This is a genomic window from Priestia sp. D51, assembly GCF_053345675.1.
In genome coordinates this window covers 780,772-797,095 of record NZ_JBLTIR010000003.1, presented here as the reverse complement: position 1 = coordinate 797,095, position 16,324 = coordinate 780,772, and the positions used below count along the sequence as shown (strand labels likewise).

Here is a 16,324-nt window from a genome sequence, read left to right as displayed (position 1 = left end):
TCCTTCTACAGATGATGAAAAGGACTGGCGCATGCCAGCCCTTTTCTTTACCACCAAATAATGGTTACAAAAGCTAAAATGGTTAAAAGAGCTACCAATACGCCTGAATACAAGAAAAATGCTGGTATGGTATGTCCTTTGTGGTTCATATGCATGAAATAATAAAGTTGAAAGATGACTTGAACAACCGCCAAGAGCACAATCACCGGCATAATGTACCATCCGCTAAACTCTTGATAAACCGCAAAAAAAGCAATTAGTGTTAAAAACAACATCATTGCAAAAGAGATAACTTGCATCTTCATATCTTCTGCGTTTCTTTTTTTACGATATTCTAAATTGAGTCTTGGGTTATCTGAGTTTGATTGATTTGTCGTCATCAGCTTATCCCACCATTCCCATTAAATATACAACCGTGAAAATAAAGACCCACACAACATCGATAAAGTGCCAGTATAAACTTGCGACATAATATTTAGGAGCGTTATATAAGTTTAGCCCCCGCTTCGCATTTCGAATCATCAAAGAACCAATCCAAAGCAGTCCGAACGTTACGTGAGCTCCGTGTGTCCCAACCAGCGCGTAGAAAGAAGAACCAAATGCGCTGCTTGTAAACGTATGCCCTTCATGAACATAATGCCTGAACTCATAGATTTCTAGCCCTAAAAACGCTAAACCTAAAAGCCACGTAACGCCTAACCATAGCTGCATCTTTTTAAACTCAAAATTTTTCATATGATACATAGCATATACGCTTGTTAGTGAACTTGTTAATAAAATCATGGTTGCTGCAAAAACAAGCTTAATATCAAACAATTCTTCCGGCTTAGGTCCTGACATCGTTGAATTGCGCAAAGCTAAATAAGTAGCAAAAAGTGAAGCAAACAAAACCGTCTCCCCGCCTAAAAAGAGCCAAAAGCCGGTAAATTTATTTTTCCCTTCAAGCGTTGCTTTTTCAGGCGAAGCAGGGAAAGTTTCAGCGGTTAGCTTTTGTTCAGTCTCCATTACATCTTCGCCTCCTTGTCATCATCAACTAAGTCTTCTTTGTGAATATGAAAGCCGTGATCATCAATCCATGAACGGAAGAACATCGATAAAAACATGACGATCATTCCGATAATCCCTACAACATCTCCCCACGCATGATCATTTCGATACAAAAAGCCAATCCCTGCAATAAACATCCCAAGCGATATCATAAATGGAATAAACGATGAGTTTGGCATATGAATATCACCAAGAGGTTCGGCTGGCGTCATTTCTTTATTTCCTGCCATTTTTTCAATCCAATATGCATCTAACCCGCGTACAAGCGGCGTTTGTTTAAAGTTATACTCTGGTGGCGGAGATGAAATAGCCCATTCTAATGTACGTCCGTCTCCCCAAGGATCTCCTCCTACCTTTTGTCCTTTGGCAGTGGTTTTTATAATGTTAACAAGTAAAATGAGCGTAGCAACCGCCATGAAAGCAGCTCCTGATGAACTGATTGCATTCCCAAGGTCGAGACCTTGATTAGGCAAGAACGTCCATACGCGGCGAGGCATCCCCATTAGACCTAAGAAATGCTGAATAAAGAACGTTAAGTGGAAACCAATCAAAAAGAGCCAGAACGTTGCTTTGCTTAACTTTTCATCTAACATCTTGCCAAACATTTTTGGCCACCAGTATGTGACACCTGCTAATATAGCGTATACGACACCGCCTACGATAACGTAATGGAAGTGAGCAACGATAAAATAAGAATCTTGAAATTGATAATCTGCAGGTGCTACAGCTGCCATAACTCCTGTTACTCCCCCGATAACAAATGACGGAATAAAGGCGACAGCGTAAAGCATTGGAGACGTAAACTCAATACTTCCTCCCCAAAGCGTAAACAGCCAGTTAAAAATTTTAATTCCAGTTGGAACGGCGATGGCCATCGTAGCGACAGCAAAAATGGCATTTGCAATCGGACCAAGTCCGGTTGTAAACATGTGGTGAGCCCACACCATGAACCCTAAAAATCCGATTAATACGGTAGCAAAAACCATCGACGAGTATCCGAATAATCTCTTTCTTGAAAAAGTAGGTAAAATTTCCGAGAAAACACCAAACGCTGGAAGAATTAAAATATATACTTCCGGATGACCGAATATCCAGAAAAGATGTTCCCAGATAATCGTATTTCCACCCATTGTGGCGTCAAAAAAGTTTCCACCGAACAAGCGGTCAAAAATCATTAAAAACAATCCAACCGTCAGTGCTGGAAACGCAAACAAAATAAGAGCTGATGCAACAAACGTCGTCCACGTAAACAGCGGCATACGCATATAAGTCATACCTGGCGCCCTCATGTTAATGATTGTTACGAGAAAGTTGATACCTGAAATCAATGTCCCGGCTCCGGAAATCTGCAAACCTATCGCATAAAAATCAATTCCGTGACCAGGCGATGCAATAGACAGCGAAGCATATGATGTCCAACCTGCATCAGGTGCTCCTCCTAAAAACCAGCTTAGATTTAAAAAGAGTCCCCCAAAGGCAAACAACCAAAAACCTAACAAATTTAAAAATGGAAATGCTACATCTCGAGCTCCGATTTGCAGCGGAACAACTGCATTCATCATAGCAAAAAGAAGCGGCATGGCAGCTAAGAAAATCATCGTTGTTCCATGCATTGTTAAAATTTCATTATACGTTCCTGCACTAACAAAGTCATTGCTTGGTATAGCCAGCTGAATACGTATAAATAGCGCTTCCACTCCTCCGACTAGAAAAAAGATACCGCCGGCAATTAAATAAAGAATGGCGATTTTCTTATGATCCACAGTTGTCATAAAGTCCCAAATTGTTCCACCTACACCCTTCTTTTGACTGAGTGTACTCATCGCTAAACCTCCCCTTTTAAAAACGACTGGACGTTTATTTTTCTTTTAAACTCATTAAATAGTCTGCTAGCTCATTTACTTGTTCATCAGTTAAGTCAGGATATGTACCACTCATCTTATTACCCGGCTTAACTTTCTCAGGGTTTTTTAACCATTTTTTGATATTTTCCTTGTTGTGAGGAAGCACTCCGGCTACACGCTCACGTTCAGAAAAACCAGCTAAGTTTGGTGCTTGACGAGCTTGCTCTGGACGATTGTCTTTGACATCAACAGCATGGCATCCGATACAGCTTTCATTAAAGACCTCTTGACCCGCTTTTGCGGATGCTGTTTCTACATCAGGCTTTGCCTTTTTCAAATCTTTTGCCCACGTATCAAATTCATTGCTTGATACAGCCCGTACTTTAAAGTCCATAAGAGAATGAGATGGACCGCAAAGCTCAGCACATTTTCCGTAGAAAACCCCGTTAGCTTCCTTCGATTTTTTAGAATCAAACACTAGCCAAAATTTATTATCATTTTCTGTGTTAGCATCGAGCTTTCCTCCAACTGAAGGAATCCAGAATGAGTGCTTGACGTCAGAAGCTTTAATATTAAAGTAGACTTTTTTATCCGTTGGAACAACTAGATCTTGGGATGTAATAATTTTTTGATTAGGATACTCAAATTCCCACCAGTACAAGTTAGCACGCACATTTACTACGACAGCATCTTTGTCCTTCATTCCTTTTACGTCCGCTAGCTTAAATGTTGAGATGACCGTTGGAACAGTCAAAATAATGAGCAGCAAGATAGGAATCACTGTCCATATAATTTCTAACTTTCTGCTTCCTTCCACTTGCTTTGGAATCACGTTTTCTTCGCCTTTACGACGACGAAAGCGCAGAATAACAAATATAAAGATAATGGTGACCACAATAATAACTAAAACCATGATGGCTGTACTAAGAAGCATAAGCGAATATTGTTCTTCAGCTACCTCACCTGCAGGCTTAAGTGTTGACAAAAACGGTTTTCCACAGGCCGATAACACGAATGCAAGCAGCGTAAATAACGACAAAACACGAAAGTTCAATCGCCATTTTTTCATACCATTCCCCAACCTCTCTTTCATTGACGTGATTTCATCTATGCCCTCTTGAGCATAAAACTTATTCCTTCTATAATGAATTCTACATGTAGAAGAAATCCCCCTTGTGCAGCGTCGCATTCAGTGAAAGATTTTATCTAGGCAAAAAGCGTTGCGACAATCATTGAGACAAATAAAATAGTTAAATAGTTTAGTGAGTAGACAAACATCATGCTAGCCCACTTTGTGTCTTCTTGTTTATTGTATTGAGCAAATCCTAAAAATAGCCATCCTATGTTTAAAACAGTGGCCAAAATTAGAAATGGAATGCCTAATTCGTATAAATAAAGAGGTAATGGCAACAAACAAGCAATCCAAATGAGAATCTGTCGTTTTGTAAGCTCAAAACCATGTACAACAGGCAACATAGGGATTCCCGCTGCTCGATATTCTTCACATCTTCGCATAGCAAGAGCTAGAAAATGAGGCGGCTGCCAAATAAACATGATTAAAAATAATACCCAAGCCACTACGTGTAAATTGGGATCGATAGCGGCCCATCCAATTAATGGCGGGACAGCGCCTGATATACTTCCGATTACTGTATTAATTGTGTATAGTCTTTTGGACCACATGGTGTAAAGAACTACATATGTAAGTATTCCTGCTAATCCGATGAGAGCGGCTACGGAAGAAACAACTAGTAGCATAAGCAAGCCGGTTAACGTCAAACCGATTCCAATCCCAAGGACCGTCAAAGCTGTAAAGCTTCCTGTCACTGTAGGTCGTCCCTTTGTTCGTTCCATTAGAGGGTCAATGTCACGATCTATGTAATTGTTCAAACTGCATGAACCGGCGATGATAAGTGAAGAACCTATTAAAGTAAAAAATGCTTTATCCAGGTTTTCTAAGAAGTGTTGTTCGTTGAAGAAAAGAGCTAGCCAAAAACCAGTAAAGGTGGTGATGAAATTTGAGTTGACTATTCCGATTTTAATCGTAGCTAAAAAATCTGACCAAATGGAACTATTTTCGCTTACATGAGCTGTGTTAGGCGATGCAGAAAGCGTTGAATCTTCCACCATTTTTGAATCTTCCATGGCGCTTCCTCCTTTACTCATCCACAGACTTTTATCTAGTAAATAAAGAGTCTATAAATGAAGGCGTTTTCAACATATTTTTACAAAAATCTCCTCTTTGTTCACAAAGAAGTCATATTCCTCTCACCGAAACTACTTAAAAGCTTCACATGTAAACGATAAAATAGTAGAGAATTATCTATTTCTCATGTTTATTAAACCATATTTTGCCGTTACTTTGTGAAGAATTCATGAAAAAAATATGGATTTTTTTTGTCATGAGCTAAATGCATGTCCCTGTCACTTGTTAAAAGATATTTCTGCAAGTAAAATAGTTTTCTGTACGGTACCTTTTACATATCTGCAGAGTCAAACTCATGAACAACCCTTACACTTTCTACCATTATAACAAATTCAATCAAGTTTATGGAGAATAAATGAAATTTATGTTTAATATACAAAAAGATTAGGATAAAATGTTTAGCTCGTTATATTACTTACTTTGCTTTTAGGATGGTGATTATTGTGCGACTTGGATTAAAGTTTTTATCCGTTGTGACGAGCATAGCCATGTTACTTATTCTACTTGGCGGTGCTCTTGTTACGAAAACTGGTTCAGCAGACGGGTGCGGAGATTCTTGGCCTCTGTGTAACGGACAGCTCATTCCCGACCCTTTAACATTTGAAACCGTTGTTGAATTAAGCCACCGCTTAGTTTCTGGCGTGTCGGGCTTTCTTGTACTCGCTTTATGCGTATGGGCGTGGATTTCACTAGGACATATAAAAGAAGTTAGACCTTTAGCGTTTATCTCTTTTTTCTTCCTAGTACTGCAAGCATTAATTGGGGCCGCTGCCGTTATGTGGGGGCAATCAGATGCGGTGCTTGCTCTTCATTTTGGTATTTCCCTTATTTCGTTTGCTTCTGTACTGCTGTTAACACTTATCATTTTTGAAGTGGATCAAAAGCTCGACACAGCTAATATGCAGCTAGGCTCTAAAATGAAAAAACATATTTACGGGGTTATCTTATACACATATGCCGTTGTGTACACGGGCGCGCTTGTTCGCCATAAAGAAGCTAGCTTAGCCTGTCCAGACGTTCCATTTTGTTCAAACGGAAACGGTTGGCTACCCGTTGATTTGAATCAGTGGATTCAAATGGGACATCGATCCGCTGCTGTTTTAACGTTTGTATGGATTTTAGCTGCCTTTATCCATGCAGTTAAATATTATCGTCATCAAAAAAATATTTTTTACGGATGGTTAGCTGCTCTCATTCTAGTTATTTTTCAGGCGGTTTCCGGTATGCTTGTTGTTGTCACACGTCTGCAGCTAGAGCTCGCGCTTGCTCATTCTTTAATTATCTCTTTCCTATTCGGTGTATTAAGCTACTTGACCTTACTTGCAACGCGTCATACACATAATTAATCAAAAAAGGTACGAGCTCTGAGCTCGTACCTTTTTTGATTAGCTTTCTAATTCAATTAATAAATCTCCCGGCTGGATGCCATCTCCATTCGATACGTGTACTTGTTTAATCACGCCGTCAAATGGTGCTTGCACGGTTGTTTCCATTTTCATTGCTTCTGTGATCATTAAGTGATCACCTTTTGAGACTTTATCGCCTTTTTCTACTACTACTCGAATAACGGTTCCAGGCATTGAAGCGCCAATGTGGGCCGGATTTCCTTGGTCGGCTTTTTGTTTTGCCGTAACGGTTGTTTTGACACTTTCGTCTTTAATCACGACTTCACGAGGCTGACCGTTTAATTCAAAGTATACTGTTCGCGTACCGTCTGCCTGCGGTTCTCCAATGGATACAAGGCGAACGATTAAGGTTTTTCCTTTTTCAATCTCAATTTCAGCCTCTTCTCCTAAACGCATGCCGTATAGGAAAGTCGGTGTATCAAGAACAGAGATGTCTCCGTATTGTTCGACTGCTTTGTGATAATCCATAAATACTTTTGGATACAGCGCATAAGCAATGGCGTCAAAACTCGTCACTTGACGATTTAAGTCTTTAAATAGCTTTTCTTTCACTGCATCGAAATCCACATCTTCTAACAGTTCTCCAGGACGAACTGTAATAGGTTTTCTGCCTTTTAGAATGATGCGCTGAAGCTCTTTAGGGAATCCCCCGTGAGGCTGTCCTAAATACCCTTCAAACAATTCAATAACGGAATCCGGGAAGTCAAGCGTTTCACCGCGCTCAAACAGCGTTTCTTCTGTCAAATTGTTTTGAACCATAAACAATGCCATGTCTCCAACTACTTTTGATGATGGCGTAACTTTTACAATATCACCAAATAACAAATTCACGCGTGAATACATATCTTTTACTTCATCCCAGCGGTTTCCTAAACCAACTGCTTTTGCTTGTTGCTGTAAGTTGCTATATTGACCGCCTGGCATTTCATGCTCGTACACTTCCGTATGAGGAGCATTCATCCCGCTTTCGAAGTCTTGGTAATATTTTCGCACGTCTTCCCAATAGTAAGAAAGCTCTTCTAGATTTTTAATATCCAGATTTGGTCTGCGGTCCGCACCTTCTAATGCGTAATAAAGAGAGTTAGCGCTCGGCTGAGACGTTAAGCCTGCCATTGAGCTTACGGCTACGTCTACAATGTCTACACCTGCTTCAATTGCTTTTGCATACGTGTATACACCGTTTCCGCTTGTATCATGCGTATGAAGGTGAATTGGGATATCAACCGTTTCTTTTAGAGCCGATACTAAATCATAAGCTGCCTGTGGTTTTAAAAGACCCGCCATATCTTTAATGCCTAGGATATGTGCTCCAGACTGCTCAAGCTCTTTTGCTAAGTTCTTGTAGTAATCCAAATCATACTTACGGCGCGTCGGATCTAAAATATCACCTGTATAACACATCGCTGCTTCTGCAATCTTCCCTGTTTGACGAACAGAGTCAATTGCAAGAGTCATTCCTTGCACCCAGTTTAAGCTGTCAAAGATACGGAAAACATCAATACCTGCATAAGCTGATTTTTCAACAAATTCCTTGATTACATTATCAGGATAGTTTTTATATCCAACCGCATTTGACGCGCGAAGAAGCATTTGGAAAAGAACGTTTGGCGCTTGTTGACGTAAAGTAAGCAAGCGATCCCACGGATCTTCTTTTAAGAATCGATAAGCGACATCAAACGTTGCTCCTCCCCACATTTCCATAGAAAATAAATCCGGAAGCAAGCGTGCAGTTGGGTTAGCTACTTGTTTTAAGTCGTTTGTACGAATACGCGTTGCTAAAAGAGACTGATGGCCATCACGGAAGGTTGTATCCGTTAATAGCACTTCCTTGCGTTCTTTCACCCAATTTACTAGCCCTTCAGCGCCTTTTTCATCTAAAATCTGCTTTGTTCCGTTTGGAATTGGTTGTTTTATATCGACATTAGGAACACGCGGTTTCGTAAAGATTGGCTTTTTCTTTTCCGATACACCCGGGAATCCGTTTACCGTAACATTCCCAATGTATGTAAGCATTTTAGTTCCGCGGTCTTTTCGCTTAGGGAAGACGAAAAGTTCAGGCGTTGTATCAATAAAGGATGTATCATAAGCGCCTGTTAAGAACTTATCATGCTTTACTACATTTTCAAGAAATGGAATATTGGTTTTAATTCCACGAATACGAAACTCTTTTAAGTTCCGTACCATTTTTGATGCGGCTTGATCGAATGTTAAGGCCCATGTTGTTACTTTTACTAACAGTGAATCATAATACGGCGTAATGACAGCACCTTGGAAGCTGTTTCCCGTATCTAAACGTACGCCAAAACCGCCACCAGAACGATAAGCCATAATCTTACCCGTATCCGGCATAAAGTTATTTAACGGGTCTTCTGTCGTTACACGAGATTGAATTGCATATCCATGTACGTGAATTTGGTCTTGTGCAGGAATAGACACTTCCTTGCTGTGAAGTGCGTAGCCGTCCGCAATTAAAATTTGCGATTGAACGATATCAATACCTGTAATCATTTCAGTAATTGTGTGCTCTACTTGAACACGTGGATTTACTTCAATAAAATAAAAATCGTTTCCTGATACTAAAAATTCAACTGTACCAGCATTTATGTACTGCACTTTTTCCATCAGCTGCACAGCTGCTTCACAAATGCGGAGACGTAAGTCTTCATCTATAGAAACACTTGGTGCTACTTCTACTACTTTTTGGTGACGACGCTGCACTGAACAGTCGCGTTCGTAAAGGTGCACAACATTTCCTTGTTCATCACCTAAAATTTGCACTTCAATATGTTTTGGATTTTCAACTAGTTTCTCGACGTATACTTCATCATTACCAAAAGCCGCTTTTGCTTCTGATTTGGCACGATCATAAGATTCATTCAGGCTGTCTGCATCGCGAACGATACGCATACCTCGACCGCCTCCGCCCAAAGCTGCTTTGATCATTAGAGGATATCCATGCTGATTAGCAAATTCTTTTGCTTCGTCAATTGAATCAATAGGACCATCTGTACCAGGAATAACGGGAATATCTGCTTGAATAGCCTGATGACGTGCTTTTACTTTATCGCCAAACATATCAAGATGCTTGGATTTTGGGCCAATGAAAATAATGCCTTCTTCTTCGCAACGTTTTGCAAATTGGATATTTTCTGACAAAAAACCATAGCCAGGGTGAATAGCATCTACATCATGAGACTTAGCAATGTCGATGATGCCTTCTATATCTAAATAAGCATCAATCGGCTTTTTCTCCGCTCCTACTAAATAGGCTTCATCCGCTTTGTAACGGTGATAAGAACCTGCGTCTTCCTTCGAATAAATTGCAACAGTCCGAATATTCAGTTCAGTACATGCTCGAAATACACGAATCGCAATTTCTCCTCGGTTTGCTACTAATACTTTTTTGATTTTTTTAGTTACAAAACTCATGTTGCTAATCTCCTCTCAATTTCGTATAAACTTCAATATATAGCAAAATTGGATAAAAGAAAAGCAAAAATCAATGGAAAATAATAAAATTCCAATAAATTTTTGCTTTTTTTACACAATTTTTTTACGAAAATCAATCGCTTGTTGTTGATGTATTGTTCGGATGTAGCACGATATTTTCCGTATTTTTCTGTTTTTTATTTTGATAATTTACGAAAAATGAAATATTTACAATAATTCCCATAGACACCATCAGCGTTAGCAGCGAAGACCCTCCGTAACTGATAAACGGAAGCGTGACGCCGGTAATCGGAATGAGTCCCGTAAGCCCTCCAAGGTTGATGCCTGTTTGAATACCTATCATACTGGCTACTCCAATACAAATCATGCTAGCAAACGGATCCTGAGATTTTTTAGCCAGCATTAAAATCCTGAAAATTAAGAAGCCTAAAAGGCCCAGCACGAGCATAACTCCAAAGAATCCTAATTCTTCTGCAATAATGGCCATAATGAAATCGGTATGGGGCTCGGGAAGATAACCATACTTTTGTACACTTTCTCCTAAACCAAGGCCTTTTAAGCCTCCTGTACCTATTGCTAAATATGAATTAACCAGCTGATAACCGGTTCCTTGAGCATTAGCAAACGGATCTGACGCACCGGTAAAACGGCCGATTCGATTGGCAGTAAACTGACCTGTAAAAAAACCAATCGTAATAATGACCGTAAGCAAAATAATACCTAGTGCTAACATGCGGAAAAAGGTTTTTTTAGAGATTCCCGAACATAGCATAATGGTAACGGAAATCGCAAAAATAATTGATCCCGTTCCAAGGTCAGGCTGAATCGCTACAAAACCTAATATTAGAAATACAAGACCCATAGGTCCAAAAAAAGCTTTTTTGATGTTGTCAATATACTCTTGCCTTTTAGACAAAACATACGATAAGTATAAAATGACAACAAGCTTGGCATACTCAGCCGGCTGCATGTTTGCTCCGCCAAGCTGCAGCCAACTTTGCGCATTGTTACTCGTATGCCCCATTACAAACACAAGCAAAAGCAGTACAAAAATGCCCAGAATCGCATAAGGCAGTATTTTAGGATACAGCTTGTAAGGTGTTAGCATTGTTAAAATGAACAATACAAGCGTAAACGCAAGCCACATTTTTTGTCTGTTGTAAAAGAAATCACTTGACGTATGATATCTTGTAATACTTACAATCATACTTGAACTGTAAACCATAACTAGTCCAACCGCACAAAGAAGCAGCACTGGAATTACAATTGAATAGTCAAAATGCCTAAATATTTTTTTTACCATAACCCTCTTCCTTTAAAAATGACGTGTTTCTGTTTCGTTTCATCTTTTATGTACAAATTTGAGTAAATTAGGAAATTTCAACCACCTGTAATAAAAAACTCAAACTACGTTTGTATATAGTTTGAGTTTCGATCGCGTGATTTTTATTTTTTTGTAAACGCTTCATGCAGTGCAGAAAGTTCACGCTCGAGGCGGTCTAGCAATGTTTTTCCAACACGTTCATCAATTAAACCAAGACGAACTGCAAAATCAATTTCTCTTGATAAACCAAACATTTGTGTATCTAAAACCTCTTCATAGAGAGGACATTGTGGCATTGTTAAGTTATCCATTTGAACTTGAATTAATTGCAAAATCTTATCTGCATCAGCTTTTAACAACGCATACGCTTTTTCACGATGATCTATCATTGTCTCAGGCGTCAAACTCAATCCCTCCGTTCGCGAGCGATTACCTAATCTATCTCTCAATTTTAAAGGCTATGCTCCAAAAAAGCAAGGATAAACATGTCCGTGAGGCTGGCCGTCTTTTTTATACTGTTACTTTCTCAAAACCATTACCATAGATGTAGGAAATTTCGCACTTTCGTTGACTCTTACATTATATCATACGAGAATCACTCTCAACTAAATTTTTTCATCAAAGTGACAAATAAGGAGAAAGCGCTTATACTTTTAGCAAGGGGGCATTTATGATGAATTCAATTATTATGTTAAAAGGAAAAGTAAAATATACGCTGACACTCGACCCAAGCGTGTGGATTTTCGATGACCGCAAGCTCGATATGGACGTTTTCTTTGAACATCCACCGGAGCAAAAAGATGAGACAGAAGCGTACACAAAGGCTGTTTCTAAGCATTGGGACCGTGAAATTCAAGAAGGAGCCGTCTTTCCTCCTACGTTAAAAACCGAAAAGAAATTCAAAAAACAGGAGCTAGTAAATGGAACATTTGGGATTTTATTTGCACCTTTTCTAGCAAACGCTTCACCTACTGAAGACGCTACCAACGTTTCATTTAAAACAAAAGACGCGCTGATTTCTTTTTCATTAGAAGAAGCGCAAAAACTAATCTTTGGTTTCAGCCAAGACGGAAAGCCTCTTAGAGAAGACGGGCCTATCTATGTCTATTTACCGGACGGATCTAACCGAAATAACCCTATTAAATATGTGGAAGAAATCATCGTTACATAATAAAAAAAGTGGGGTTCCAAAAGGGACCCCACTTTTTTTTAAAGAATATCAGCTGCTAATTGTGCTAGCCCGGAGCGCTCTCCTTTGATTAACCGAACGTGGCCCGATACTTTTTGCTCTTTAAACTTTTCAACTACGTACGTTAATCCGTTGTTATACTCATCTAAATAAGGATGATCAATTTGAGCCGGATCTCCCATAAGCACAATTTTACTCTTTTCCCCTACCCTTGTTAAAATTGTTTTAATTTCATGCTTCGTTAAATTTTGTGCTTCATCAATAATAATAAACTGTTCCGGAATACTTCGGCCTCTTATATACGTCAAGGCTTCCACTTCTATTGAACTCAGCCCCGCTAGAATCGCATCCAGTTCTCCAGGTTTTTTAGTGTTGAATAAGTACTCTAGGTTATCATAAATTGGTTGCATCCATGGACGAAGCTTCTCCTGCTTTTCTCCTGGCAAGAATCCAATATCTTTCCCTAAAGGAACAATTGGACGAGCTACAAGCAGCTTTTTAAAACACCCTAGATCTTCCGTCTGCATAAGTCCTGAAGCTAAAGCAAGCAGCGTTTTCCCCGTACCTGCCTTTCCAATTAACGTGACCAGTTGAACGTCGTCTCTAAGAAGAAGTTCTAACGCCATAATTTGCTGAACATTTCGAGGTTTAATTCCCCAGATATGATCATATTCAAATAAAAGTTTTTTTACTTTCGTTGTTGTTTGATCGACAATGCCGATGGCTGATCCGGATCCTCCAAATGCATCTTTCATCACTAAGAATTGATTTGCAAAAAAGGAGTGGTTTGCAATTTGAGACGTTAGCAGCTCTCCTTTTTCGTAAAATTGACTCAGCAGTTCTTTTGCAATATAGACTTCTGAAAAGCCTGTATAAATACTATTGAATTCCACTACTCGATCACTTAAAAAATCTTCTGCTCTTAAACCGATTGCGTCAGCCTTCACACGTACCAACACATCTTTACTCACTAGTATCACTTCACGTCCATCTTCTTTTGTTTCCTCTTCAAGGGATAAATTTTTAGCAACAGCTAAAATCCGATTATCATTTGTTTTTTCCACAAAGATTTCTTGAAGCTGTTGAAAAGAGCGATGATTGAGTTCAATTCGCAAATGGCCCCCATTTTCTAACGGGATTTTCTCATATAACTTTCCATGTTGTCTCAAGTTATCAATGAGTTTGGATACCTGCCTTGCATTTCGTCCGACTTCATCCATATTTCTTTTTTTCGAATCAACTTCTTCTAGTACAACGGCTGGAATCACTACTTCGTTATCATCAAATGAAAAAATTGAATGCGGATCTTGTAATAAAACATTCGTATCTAATACATAAATTTTTCCCAATAATTCAGCCTCCTACTCCGATTGTTTTTCCTGTAAGGAGTGAAACAAGGCACCCATCCATTTATATACTATGTAACGCACATGTGTGAAGTGACCTTAAATGGACGGACCATTTTCTTTAAATATATGAACACGTGTATAAAGATAGAAGAACTATTAGAAACTAAATACAAATTACTACAAAAAATGAGTCATTCATAAGGAGGAGTCTCCCACATGAACAAATTTTTTCTATCCATTAGCTTATGTTTTATTACACTAACCGGCTGCAACAATAATCAAGCAGACGTTGAAGAAGGGCAAAAGACAGATCGAATTGTACAGGTCAAAAATTCATCTCCTGAACGCTCTCACAAGCGTACTGCTAATGAAATATCAGCGCATTTAGTTGAACTGGCTTCAAGCGTTCCGAATGTAAATGATGCTACTGCCATTGTGCTCGGCAAGTATGCAATCGTAGGCATTGACGTCGGCAAAGATATTGATCGTTCAGAAGTAAGTTCAATCAAATATACAGTTGCCGAAGGTCTGAAAGCTGATCCGTACGGCGCTAACTCTGTTGTTATTGCAGATCCTGATACGGTCGCTCGGCTAAAACAAATTGGAAATGAAATTCGCAAAGGTCGGCCGGTTACAGGATTTTTAGATGAATTAGCAGCCATTGTAAACCGAGTGATGCCTGAATTTGCAGAAGAAATCCGCCGAAATCCTAGTTCAACAGATACAAACAATCAAAAATTAAATAATAAACAAGAGCAAAATTTAAAGAATGAGCAGGAAAAACAATCTAATAATCACCTTCAAAAAAATGAATAAGAAAGTCGCTTAGCGGCAGGCCGCTGCTAAGCTTTTTTTATCGCTTCAATTACTTGCTTATCGAGTTTAGCGGCTGCTACTGGATCATAGGTCTTTTCATATGAAGGGTTTACTGAAATCTTAGAGCCATAGAACATGACATCTCTTACTTCATTAATATCTAGTTCAATTAGTGTCAGCTTTAAAGCTACTCCTTCTAACTTTTCCTGCACTACCTCAGCTATTCCGCTGATTGAGTAGCATGATTCATTAGCAAGAATATTTACCACTGCTTTATTCGTATGTTTAATGTTTTCTACAATCCTCGATTTGACATCTACGGCAAATCGAATTTTTTGTTTAGTCGGAGCTACTAACCACGAAATGGCACTAACATTTGGAGCGTTTGTTTCAAAATCAATAGTTGAAATGGTTGCAAATCTCTCTGTCTGTAGCTCATCGTATAATGCATCTACTAATTGAGTCTCGACTTCGTTGGCCATTTTCATCCCTCCTACTGTTTATGTACTTACTAGTTACTATCTTCGAGCTAACAAGCAAAATTACCTGCTTCTTTAGGAATGTTTTCCTATCGTTCCTTTTCTCCCGAGAGATAGCACCGCAAAAAAACTTTATAAAACAAGAATTTTCGGCTAGAATGATGTATAGAGAAGTTGAGGTGATAGAAATGAGAGTACAATGTGTCATGTGCGATAAAATTGAAACAATTGAGGATGAAACGCTCGTGGCAAAACGACTGCGCAACCGTCCTATCCATACATATATGTGCAATGAATGTTCTGAACGGATTGAAAAACGAACAAAAGAACGCATAGCTACTGGTAACTTTAAACTATATGAGTCGAAAAAGACAGAGGAGGATTGGTAAGGTGCTCCGTTTAGGAATAAGTATTGGCATGTTCAGCGGGATTATCCTTGGGCTATGTTTGAAATGGATAGAATGGCTAACCGGCAAACAAGTTTATACCCTTTTATTAAATGTTGATTTTATTCCTATCATTGGCCCTATTCAATGGCCTGAATGGGTGGAGTTTGTTTTTCATTTATTCATTGCCGTTGCAATTGGGATCGTTTTTGTTTACATAGTAGGTAAATTAAACAATATGTCTATTCGAAAAATCGTATTGTGTTCTTTTTTATTAACACTTCCAACCATTCCTTTGTATTTTCCGTTGACGCTGCTTGCGCTTAAGCCTACGCCTGCGGTGGATGATGCAGTAGCAATTTTTTATTGGACAGCTGGCCATTTAATTTTCGCAGCCGCTCTTGTCTTCGGCTATATCATACTAAAAAGACGCTTGTAGCTACAAGCGTCTTTTTATGTAGTCTTTTATGAACCCAACGTGGAGTTTTGCTTTTTAGCCTGATACAGCCGTATTTTATAAATAATTAATACAAGCGCTGCAACCACAAGCCCTTCAGCTACAGGTAAAAAAATGCCTAAAAACGTTAAAATCGTACATCCAAAAGCTAAAAATAGATAAATAACCACAGATTTTAAAAGCGGCAGCTTCTTTGCAAACCCGAGTTTGTACACAAGAACAGATAGCCCTAAAATAGTAAAGTATAACAGCCACATTCCTATTTTTGCATGTTCATCTACTTGATACAAAGCAGCAAAAAATGAAAGGTGTTCTTTTACATCCATCTTCCTTCCCCCTATTCCTTACTTTACATTATTCGATATAAGCCA

The 16,324-nt window shown here is 39.0% G+C and carries 16 protein-coding genes; 5 read left to right on the top strand and 11 right to left on the bottom strand.

Annotated features, from left to right (window positions below; genetic code table 11):
* Positions 1–47: 47 nt before the first annotated feature.
* The 5 genes from ctaF to cyoE form a co-directional block, all read right to left on the bottom strand.
* Positions 48–380 carry a cytochrome c oxidase subunit IVB gene (ctaF, locus tag ACNHOZ_RS15875; protein ID WP_014460982.1) on the bottom strand — a complete coding sequence of 111 codons (333 nt, stop codon included), beginning with the start codon at positions 378–380 and terminating at the stop codon, positions 48–50.
* Positions 381–384: 4 nt separating this feature from the next.
* A complete protein-coding gene (gene ctaE, locus ACNHOZ_RS15870; protein ID WP_013056081.1) occupies positions 385–1,005 on the bottom strand; it encodes a cytochrome c oxidase subunit III in 621 nt (206 codons plus the stop codon).
* A complete protein-coding gene (gene ctaD / locus ACNHOZ_RS15865) occupies positions 1,005–2,870 on the bottom strand; it encodes a cytochrome c oxidase subunit I (RefSeq protein WP_033578414.1) in 1,866 nt (621 codons plus the stop codon). Before ctaD ends, ctaE begins: the two co-directional genes overlap by 1 nt.
* A gap of 34 nt (positions 2,871–2,904) precedes the next feature.
* Positions 2,905–3,960, bottom strand: coding sequence for a cytochrome c oxidase subunit II (coxB, locus tag ACNHOZ_RS15860; RefSeq protein ID WP_028414096.1), 1,056 nt, complete (start codon positions 3,958–3,960; stop codon positions 2,905–2,907).
* Between the two features lie 137 nt (positions 3,961–4,097).
* Positions 4,098–5,036, bottom strand: coding sequence for a heme o synthase (cyoE, locus tag ACNHOZ_RS15855; RefSeq protein WP_048020010.1), 939 nt, complete (start codon positions 5,034–5,036; stop codon positions 4,098–4,100).
* 504 nt (positions 5,037–5,540) lie between these two features.
* On the opposite strand from cyoE, the gene ACNHOZ_RS15850 reads away from it, so the two are divergent.
* Complete coding sequence (locus ACNHOZ_RS15850; RefSeq protein WP_028414098.1) at positions 5,541–6,443, top strand: COX15/CtaA family protein; 903 nt, start codon at positions 5,541–5,543, stop codon at positions 6,441–6,443.
* Between the two features lie 39 nt (positions 6,444–6,482).
* Here ACNHOZ_RS15850 and pyc read toward each other — a convergent pair whose 3' ends face one another.
* From pyc to ACNHOZ_RS15835, 3 genes are all read right to left on the bottom strand, one after another.
* A complete protein-coding gene (gene pyc, locus ACNHOZ_RS15845; RefSeq protein WP_033578413.1) occupies positions 6,483–9,932 on the bottom strand; it encodes a pyruvate carboxylase in 3,450 nt (1,149 codons plus the stop codon).
* Positions 9,933–10,065: 133 nt separating this feature from the next.
* A complete protein-coding gene (locus tag ACNHOZ_RS15840) occupies positions 10,066–11,256 on the bottom strand; it encodes an FtsW/RodA/SpoVE family cell cycle protein (protein WP_028414100.1) in 1,191 nt (396 codons plus the stop codon).
* A 143-nt stretch (positions 11,257–11,399) separates the two neighbouring features.
* Entirely contained in the window at positions 11,400–11,666 is a 267-nt protein-coding gene (locus ACNHOZ_RS15835; protein WP_370506486.1) for a YlaN family protein, read from the bottom strand.
* A 281-nt stretch (positions 11,667–11,947) separates the two neighbouring features.
* Here ACNHOZ_RS15835 and ACNHOZ_RS15830 point away from each other — a divergent pair, with 281 nt between their 5' ends.
* Positions 11,948–12,448, top strand: coding sequence for a hypothetical protein (locus ACNHOZ_RS15830; protein WP_014460988.1), 501 nt, complete (start codon positions 11,948–11,950; stop codon positions 12,446–12,448).
* 38 nt (positions 12,449–12,486) lie between these two features.
* Here ACNHOZ_RS15830 and ACNHOZ_RS15825 read toward each other — a convergent pair whose 3' ends face one another.
* Positions 12,487–13,815: a PhoH family protein gene (locus tag ACNHOZ_RS15825; RefSeq protein WP_013056072.1), complete on the bottom strand. Its 1,329-nt coding sequence runs from the start codon at positions 13,813–13,815 to the stop codon at positions 12,487–12,489.
* A 216-nt stretch (positions 13,816–14,031) separates the two neighbouring features.
* Between ACNHOZ_RS15825 and ACNHOZ_RS15820 the strand changes: the two genes are divergently transcribed.
* Complete coding sequence (locus ACNHOZ_RS15820; RefSeq protein WP_013056071.1) at positions 14,032–14,631, top strand: YhcN/YlaJ family sporulation lipoprotein; 600 nt, start codon at positions 14,032–14,034, stop codon at positions 14,629–14,631.
* A 26-nt stretch (positions 14,632–14,657) separates the two neighbouring features.
* Here ACNHOZ_RS15820 and ACNHOZ_RS15815 read toward each other — a convergent pair whose 3' ends face one another.
* The gene (locus ACNHOZ_RS15815; protein ID WP_028414102.1) at positions 14,658–15,113 is read right to left on the bottom strand and encodes a pyridoxamine 5'-phosphate oxidase family protein; all 456 of its coding nucleotides are present in this window, start codon (positions 15,111–15,113) and stop codon (positions 14,658–14,660) included.
* A gap of 185 nt (positions 15,114–15,298) precedes the next feature.
* On the opposite strand from ACNHOZ_RS15815, the gene ACNHOZ_RS15810 reads away from it, so the two are divergent.
* The gene (locus tag ACNHOZ_RS15810) at positions 15,299–15,499 is read left to right on the top strand and encodes a YlaI family protein (RefSeq protein ID WP_013056069.1); all 201 of its coding nucleotides are present in this window, start codon (positions 15,299–15,301) and stop codon (positions 15,497–15,499) included.
* A gap of 1 nt (position 15,500) precedes the next feature.
* Complete coding sequence (locus tag ACNHOZ_RS15805; protein ID WP_033578411.1) at positions 15,501–15,935, top strand: hypothetical protein; 435 nt, start codon at positions 15,501–15,503, stop codon at positions 15,933–15,935.
* A gap of 26 nt (positions 15,936–15,961) precedes the next feature.
* Here the strand turns inward: ACNHOZ_RS15805 and ACNHOZ_RS15800 are convergent, their stop codons facing one another.
* Entirely contained in the window at positions 15,962–16,279 is a 318-nt protein-coding gene (locus ACNHOZ_RS15800) for a YlaH-like family protein (RefSeq protein WP_013056067.1), read from the bottom strand.
* Positions 16,280–16,324: the final 45 nt, after the last annotated feature.